6 protein-coding genes are annotated in these 7,833 nt (G+C 38.9%); 3 read left to right on the top strand and 3 right to left on the bottom strand.

What is annotated here, in order from left to right; all coding sequences use genetic code 11:
• Positions 1 to 332: 332 nt before the first annotated feature.
• Positions 333 to 1,265: a cysteine synthase A gene (cysK, locus tag J2Z34_RS14800; RefSeq protein WP_209460647.1), complete on the bottom strand. Its 933-nt coding sequence runs from the start codon at positions 1,263 to 1,265 to the stop codon at positions 333 to 335.
• A 225-nt stretch (positions 1,266 to 1,490) separates the two neighbouring features.
• On the opposite strand from cysK, the gene J2Z34_RS14795 reads away from it, so the two are divergent.
• The 3 genes from J2Z34_RS14795 (at position 1,491) to J2Z34_RS14785 (ending at position 4,335) form a co-directional block, all read left to right on the top strand.
• On the top strand, positions 1,491 to 1,937 hold the full coding sequence (locus J2Z34_RS14795) for an RrF2 family transcriptional regulator (RefSeq protein ID WP_209460646.1): 447 nt from the start codon (positions 1,491 to 1,493) through the stop codon (positions 1,935 to 1,937).
• A 613-nt stretch (positions 1,938 to 2,550) separates the two neighbouring features.
• Positions 2,551 to 3,804: a DUF4153 domain-containing protein gene (locus J2Z34_RS14790; protein ID WP_209460645.1), complete on the top strand. Its 1,254-nt coding sequence runs from the start codon at positions 2,551 to 2,553 to the stop codon at positions 3,802 to 3,804.
• A 132-nt stretch (positions 3,805 to 3,936) separates the two neighbouring features.
• A complete protein-coding gene (locus J2Z34_RS14785; protein WP_209460649.1) occupies positions 3,937 to 4,335 on the top strand; it encodes a molybdenum cofactor biosynthesis protein MoaE in 399 nt (132 codons plus the stop codon).
• A 207-nt stretch (positions 4,336 to 4,542) separates the two neighbouring features.
• Here J2Z34_RS14785 and J2Z34_RS14780 read toward each other — a convergent pair whose 3' ends face one another.
• Together J2Z34_RS14780 and J2Z34_RS14775 are read right to left on the bottom strand one after the other, a co-directional pair.
• A complete protein-coding gene (locus J2Z34_RS14780) occupies positions 4,543 to 6,465 on the bottom strand; it encodes a BglG family transcription antiterminator (protein WP_209460644.1) in 1,923 nt (640 codons plus the stop codon).
• Between the two features lie 301 nt (positions 6,466 to 6,766).
• A complete protein-coding gene (locus tag J2Z34_RS14775; protein ID WP_209460643.1) occupies positions 6,767 to 7,600 on the bottom strand; it encodes a class II aldolase in 834 nt (277 codons plus the stop codon).
• Positions 7,601 to 7,833: the final 233 nt, after the last annotated feature.

Below are 7,833 nucleotides of genomic sequence, written 5' to 3'. Positions count from 1 at the left end.
GTACAATCGGAAAAATTGCATTCGGGTCATCAATGCTTTCCTGCATCTGATGGCCATTCTTTTCCCCTCAACGATTCTTTCCTAATAAATTATATGGTTAGGGTAGGACGATTATGAACCGAGTAGTAATAATTGCTGATTATTGCATTTAGCCATTACCAAGCAATTTAATAAAACAATCCCGCAAATGACACAACATTTGCAGGATTGTTTTATCTGGGAGGACTGTGTTCAATTATTGAATCATTTAAATCATAAAAGGTTGATGCATGAAGAGTATGTAGTTACCAATTTAATGGTGAGTTACCGGTGTTTAAATTTGTGATTTGGTATCATTCTGCAAATAGGGCTGTCGACAGGTATCTTTCACCTGTGTCTGGCAACAAGACAACGATATTCTTGCCTTCGTTCTCAGGTCTCTTTGATAGCTCTGCTGCCGCGAATATAGCAGCACCAGATGATATTCCAACCAGCAACCCCTCAGTTCTGGAGATTTCTCTTCCAGTCTTGAAAGCATCCTCATTCTGGACCTTTATGATTTCATCATAGATTGAAGTGTTAAGTGTCTCTGGAATGAAACCGGCACCGATACCCTGTATCTTGTGAGCGCCAGCTCTGCCCTCTGAAAGTATGGGGCTGTCAAATGGCTCTACAGCTACAATCTTCACATTAGGATTCTTGCTTTTTAGATATTCTCCCACTCCTGATATTGTTCCACCAGTGCCAATACCTGCTACGAATATATCCACTTCACCGTCAGTATCCTCCCATATCTCAGGGCCTGTTGTAGCCAGGTGAACAGCTGGATTTGCAGGGTTCACGAATTGTCCTGGTATGAAAGAGTTAGGTGTTTCGCCTGCAAGCTCCTCGGCCTTTGCGATTGCACCCTTCATTCCCTTTGCACCTTCAGTGAGCACCAGTTCAGCTCCAAGAGCCTTGAGGAGAATACGTCTTTCGACGCTCATGGTTTCAGGCATGGTCAGTATAACTCTGTAGCCTCTTGCTGCTCCAACCGATGCAAGGCCGATTCCGGTGTTTCCGCTGGTAGGCTCAATTATCACTGAATCTGGATTCAGTAACCCCTTGGCCTCCGCATCATCAATCATTGCCTTCGCAATCCTATCCTTGACGCTGCCGGCAGGATTGAAATATTCAAGCTTTGCGATGAGTTTTGCTTTCAGGTCATGTTTCTTTTCATAGTTGCTAAGCTCAAGCAGAGGTGTTCTTCCTATAAGATCAGAGAGATTACTGTAAATTTTTGACATTCTATTGTCCTCCATAAATTCAATCTAAACAAAACATATATGAATAGTATGAATTAAAATTACGCCTATTTGGGGTATTTGTCAATAGATTTCATGCAAATTCTGAAAAGCAGCAAAATCTAAGGCGTAATCATTGCTACACAGTCTGGATTATGTTGACAATGAGAATGATTGAACTTAAAATTTGGTTAATACATATATGATTAGTATGATATGGAGGGAATCTTGAGAATATCAGCAAAGACCCGTTATGGAATAGCAGCACTTGTACATCTGGCACAGAATTCCGGCGAAGACAGGTTAATACCAATACTGAGCATATCCGAAGCACTGGGAATATCCAAGATATACCTTGAACAGGTGTTTTCACTCCTGAAAAGAGGGGATATAGTAGTTTCTGTTAAGGGTGCCCAGGGTGGTTACCAGCTTGCAAGGCCAGCAAATGAGATTACGATGCTTGAGATATTCAAGTCGACAGAGCAAACCCTGTTTGAGAAGGTTGAGGAGACAGTACCTGCTAAAGGACAGGAAATTGAGAAAGCTATGAAGGAGATTATTTTCGATAGAATTGATATTGCGCTTGAGGCTTCTCTTGAAGGTGTCACGTTGCTTGATATGGTTCATGAGGCGAAGAAGAATAAGTCAACCAATGATTTCATGTTCTTCATCTGAGTTTATAAATTGGATATGCATCGGGCATATGGATACATGAACTTAGACGGCAGACGGAGCAAAATTCACTATAGAGATAAGCTTATGTAAGCTGATTGGTATAAGAAGTGCTAGGTGTCTTTATAATCCGTAGTTCAGTTTAAGGTTTGAGCAAGTCTCAAATCTTTTTTTAATATACCATTTAATATCCATCGTAGTGGATTCAAAATTAAAACCATGAAGAAGGAGAAAAAGTAGAAGAATGGTTAAGCATTTTGCACAAAACCTGCATCTCGGTTACAAAAATTGTATTTCGTTTTTGAACATTGTTATTCTGGTTATTAGTGTTGCATCTTGACTTGCAAAATGGCTTCTCGGTTTACAAATAAGGGGTAAGCAAGTACCCATTATGGTCGTTACAATAAAAATACAACTAAATACAGCAATAATATATTGATAAACAATAAATTGCGTGATAGAATCACATTGACAGATACTTAGAGAATCACTAGGAATTAAAGATGTGACAAAATCTGATATATTTTTCGAGTGAGTGTATGTATCTCTTCAGACTTTATTGATTTACCAATCAAAATAATTAAGCAGACGCAAATCACAACACCAGGAGGAAAAGATGGAAAATAGGAATGAGATTATTGAAAACCTGACAAAACCTCATGAACTTGAAAAAATGTATAGAGATGAGCCTGAAGCTTTCAAGAGGTCTTTTTTGACTGCATTTGAACAGAATAGTAGCTCTGAAGTACTTGTTGTTTGGTATGAAAGACTGAACTACAGAGAAACTGGAACTACTGAAAAGACTGGTGTAATTCATAAGGACTTTTACGTTATGGGAGTTCTTGCTATTCTTGCAGGAATCAGCACAAGACTGATAATGCATTTTGCAGACAGGGATATGATAGCGCCGGTAAACCTGCTTTTTGGGATTCTTCCATTCATATGTGCCTATTTCGCATATAGGAGCAATCCCGAAAGGAAAATAGTCTATACCATTGTAGCTTTATTGGCTGGTTCAATTGTATATATGAACCTTCTTCCGATGGATAACAAAGACACAATAATTCTTTCGTATCTGCATCTTCCTGTGTTTTTGTGGATGGTCATGGGGCTGGCATATGCTGGTAATGACTTCAAAAAGGGAAATGCAAGATTGTCCTTTCTAAAGTTCAATGGGGAATTCTGCATACTGTACGCTGCTATGGCCATATGTGGAATGATACTTGCAGCATTGACCATACAGTTGTTCTCAATTGCGGGATTCGATATTTCTGAGTTCTACTTTGAAAATATCGTGCTATTTGGAGCAGCAGCACTTTCAGTAGTAGCTTCATATCTTGTTGCGAATAATCTGAAGCTCGCAAAGAGCATTGCTCCATATATCGCAAAGATCTTCAGTCCGTTGGTTCTGGTTACTTTGATTGCATATCTGATAATTGTAGTATCAACAGGCAAGAACCCATTTATTGACCGCAACTTTCTTCTTGCATTCAACGGAATTCTCTTTAGCGTTTTGGCAGTCACTATTTACTCAATTACTGAAAGCGGTAAGGATGATAAAAAGAACTTCTCTGATTACATTAATCTAGCGTTGATAGCGGCTGCATTGATTATTGACGGAGTAGCCCTTTCGGCCATTGTTTTCAGGCTGACATCCTATGGAATAACGCCAAACAGGGTAGCCGTTCTTGGAGTGAACATCCTGATATTTGTGAACCTGATTTGGATAATATCAGCATACATTAGGTTCATCGGCAATAAGAAGGGACCGGCGGTAGTGCAGGACGCAGTCACGAAGTATCTTCCGTTTTATGGAGCTTGGGCTGCATTCGTTACCTTTGCGTTTCCTCTAATATTTGCCCGAATGTAGTTATAAAATAAATCGAAAAAGAGAGTAAAGGAATAGCTACTGATCCCATGACATTTGAAGTGTCTCATGCATTATGTATATAATGTAGTTAAAAACAGATTTAACATTTGAAATGGGGGAAGCAGATTGGAAATGAAAACAAAGAAGCCATCACCATCAATGGATGAGTGGCTCAAAGAAGCTAAACTAGATCCAAGGTATTCAGAGGTCGGAATGTTCCTTGTGCATAACGGAACTGTTCGAATGACTGCAAAAGCAAAAGTTCGTTTAGGTGAAGAGGGAACTGCACCTGTTACAGGTATGGTATTTTCGTATGACGAAACAAAGGTTAATGCTGCAATTGAGGAGACATATAAACTTAAGGGGGTCTATTATGTAAGGACATGGCTTAATGAAGGCCAGCTTGAGGTCGGTGACGACATCATGTATGTTCTTATTGGTGGAGATATTAGGCCAAATGTAATTGATGCACTTCAGTTCCTTGTACAAAAAATTAAGACTGAGTGTGTTACTGAAATTGAACTAAATTAGGTACATTCAGTTTTTGTTGCACATTGATTAGTGTGCGGTAATTATTGCATCAATCATTCTTAAAGTACTTGTTCAGTTGGATATATAAAAAACAAGGCTTCCTGACAAAGACCAATTGCTAAGTCAATGGGTTTGGTCAGGAAGCCTTGTTTTCATTGTGCTCTTTGGTTTTCACTTTCGATAGAGATAGACGCCGGTCTTGGAATATTAATAGCTATCTCCAGCAGGTAATTTAGATCTTAGAGAATCGCTAACAGATGAGATGAAACCATCAAAAGAGGAATCTTTGCGAATCTTTTCTATCAATGTTTCGTCCGCGAGTAGTGAAGCAAGGTAGTTCCAAAGCTGAAATGCCTGAGGATTGTTCTTGCCGATGCATACTAGGAGTACCAGTGAAACCTTGTTCTTGTCGTTATCCCAATCAACTGGATTCTTACATATTCCTATGACTACGAAGGTATCTGACGAAAGCGATGACATAGGATGAGGGAGTGCAATGTTGTTAGCAAAAAATGTGCTGCGCATGTCTTCCCGAATCAGAACCTCATTGTACAGTGAATCGAGGTTGTAATAAGTGTTGGCTAACCCACATAGTTCCTTCAATATCTCATTTTTATTTGAGCTATTCAAGTTGACAAAAAGCTTGTTTGAGAAAATTCTTATTATATCATCGACATTTTGGAATCCGTCAATCGCAAGCTTGATATTCAGATAATCCTGTGTTGAAGGTACCATATTGATATGCATTGCCAAACCCTTATCGAAGTATTCTCCTTTTTCTGTAGTAAGGAAGATATCGTACGAATCTAGCAAATCAAGATTCATCTGTCCTGGATTCACGAAATCCAAGACAGAGATATCGTTAGCGAACCATTTTGTGATAGTCTGCTTCAGCAATATCGTTCGGCTAGTTTTAAGTGAGGATATAATAAGAATTTTTTTATTCTTTTTATGCTCATTGAGTTCTTTAAGTGCAGAAAAGAAGTATATTGCGATGAACGCTGTCTCATTGTCTGTAACCTTACTTCCATATTTTGCTTCAATTAACGAAGAAAAATAAGCAGCAATGTCATATCCCAATGGATAAGCCTGCTTTATGTACTCCATCATTCCTTCGCTTTCCTGCATATTATACTTAACGCGGATTATTAAGGGGACACAGTGTAGCGCAAGTGAAGCTCGAAGATTCAGGTTATCAGTGAGGTCAATATCAAATATTGAATTAATCTTGACGAGAGCCTGATATATGAATTCATCAATTTCTGATGAGATTGCTGAAGTGCTCTGGTCAACTCCAAATCCCTTTAGATGTAGAGCAAAAAAGTCAATCTCATTGCCGGTTGCCTTTATCAGGAATCTCTTGCTAAGTTGGTCGAAAAGAGTCTCTGCTATGGATTTCTCAATCCCAAGATCCTCGGTTATCGAAATATCTTCACTACTTATATAGAATCCTTTTTGCATTCTCTTAATCGCGATGTTCAGGGAGTATATTGACCTGGCAAGTTCGGCATCAGGCAAATAATACTTGTAGTAAAGAAGGATGTCATTGAGAATATTCTTTATATTGTAAACTCTTTGCTCTTCCTGGTTGGTTTGTTCGCTAATCAGCGGCACTGAATATATTTCCATGTCCAGCAGGCATTGGCGCTTGTTGATCTCTGAACCATCGATGATTACCTTATTATTTGCTTTGAGTATTTCAAGGCTGTATTTAGAACTCATTTCACTGACTTTCTTCAAGTCGTTAAGTAATGTTGAATACGATATGAAGAAGTTGTCAGCCAGCATATTAAGTGATAAGGAACGTGACTGATAAAGCAAAAACAGTAGAATACTTTTAGTACGCTCAGACTGGTAGTTAAGTGACAAATTGCTCATCTGCAGGCGAAGGTTTCCAAGGTAAGTCTCAAATTCCTTCTTGTCATTGATGATTATCCTTGAACCTTTGCGCGGCAATGACTCGAAAGTTAAGCATTTGATTTCCGCCAGGTCATCCTTTATCTGGGTGATGTCACTTTGGATGGTGCGTAAACTCGCCTGCTGTTTTTCGGTAAAATATGAGGCGGTATAAAAGACATTCGGGTTATTGCATAATTCAAAAAGAATCTCTACTTGTCTTCTGCTCAACATGGCTATTCTCCATTCCTTTTGATTTCATTGCGATTGCCAGAATCCGACAGAAAAATGAATAACACGCATGGTCAGAAGCACCCTGTTAACTTATTCTTGCATATGCTAAATATACTGTCAAATTCATATGTAATACCCTGTAGATAAGTGCAAGCTACGTATCCTAACTGTTGGATTCGAAGCCTTGAATAGCAATCTGCTTATAAGGCAGATTGCTGGAACTCTTTCAGGTATGAGGCAAACAATGCCCGGAATATGTCATGTTGAGACTATGTGAAAGGAGAATGGTAATAGTCCCAAATCAGGAATTAATCATAGTAACTAGCTCTCTAGCCTTATTCCTTACATTGGCCTTTGAATCCATGCTAAGGTGGATGACATCATGTGCATTGTGGTCAAGTTCGTAAGCCTCACCAAAGGTTCTGATAAATTCTTTCCTGAGATCTGATCCGTAATTGATCTTTATCAGGTTGAATTTCTTTGCATTTCTAATTGTTTCGAAAGGTATTCCTGAACCACCATGAAGTACAAGTGGTACAGGTGAGATTTTTGATATCTTCTCCAACAAGGGTAGATCAATGACTGGTGTGATATCGAGCCCGTGGACATTTCCTACCGATATTGCCAGAAGGTCACAGCCGGAGCGTGTTACAAATTCATTTACCATATCAGGGTCTGTCTTTGAATCGGACTCATTGACTATATCCTCTTCCTTTCCACGCAGAGCGCCCAGTTCTGCTTCTACAGGGATACCATAGAAGTGGCAGTATTCAACTGTTTTCCTCACTTCATTTATGTTTTCTTCAAAAGAAAGATGTGATGCATCAATCATGATTGAAGTAAATCCTGCATCAACACAATCCTTGACATCCTTAAAGCTCTTGCCATGATCAAGGTGAAGTCCTATTGGGACATCCAGATTTCTGACAGCATCTCTGGCAATTTCAGTTATTATCTTTGGATTGGAAAGACGCAAGTTATTTGATGATATCTGGATGTAGCCTGGAAGGCCTGCATCAGATAAACCCTCGGCAATTGCATATGTCATTTCGAGGTTTGTGGTGTTGAAGGCAGGTAATATGTATCCGTTCTTTGTTGCAAACTCCATTAGGTCAAAGCCGTTAACTAGTTTCATTTTAGTCACGCAGAGCATGTATTCTCTGCTTCCTCCTTACTATTTTTTCAATTTCATTATAGCAATGAGAAAACTGTGCAAATTTTAATTATTTACCGTTATATCGTGCAATCGGTTAAAAAGAATACGTTATCAAATTGCGCTATATTAATGCAAATGATTAAAAAGCCTTAGGTTTTTCTTGTGATAAGCTTTAGGTAGTCAATAACCGACCACATGAATATTGCAGCAAA

The sequence above is a fragment of the Youngiibacter multivorans genome, from assembly GCF_017873395.1.
In the GTDB taxonomy this organism is placed as follows: domain Bacteria; phylum Bacillota; class Clostridia; order Clostridiales; family Clostridiaceae; genus Youngiibacter; species Youngiibacter multivorans.
Note: the sequence above shows the minus strand (reverse complement) of the source record. Positions and strands in the feature narration are given on the sequence as shown.

Bases quoted from the DNA above. Each gene is read 5' to 3' on its own strand.
- cysK (WP_209460647.1), bottom strand. From the start codon at position 1,265: ATGTCAAAAATTTACAGTAATCTCTCTGATCTTATAGGAAGAACACCT.
- J2Z34_RS14790 (WP_209460645.1), top strand. From the start codon at position 2,551: ATGGAAAATAGGAATGAGATTATTGAAAACCTGACAAAACCTCATGAA.
- J2Z34_RS14785 (WP_209460649.1), top strand. From the start codon at position 3,937: ATGAAAACAAAGAAGCCATCACCATCAATGGATGAGTGGCTCAAAGAA.
- J2Z34_RS14780 (WP_209460644.1), bottom strand. From the start codon at position 6,465: ATGTTGAGCAGAAGACAAGTAGAGATTCTTTTTGAATTATGCAATAAC.
- J2Z34_RS14775 (WP_209460643.1), bottom strand. From the start codon at position 7,600: ATGAAACTAGTTAACGGCTTTGACCTAATGGAGTTTGCAACAAAGAAC.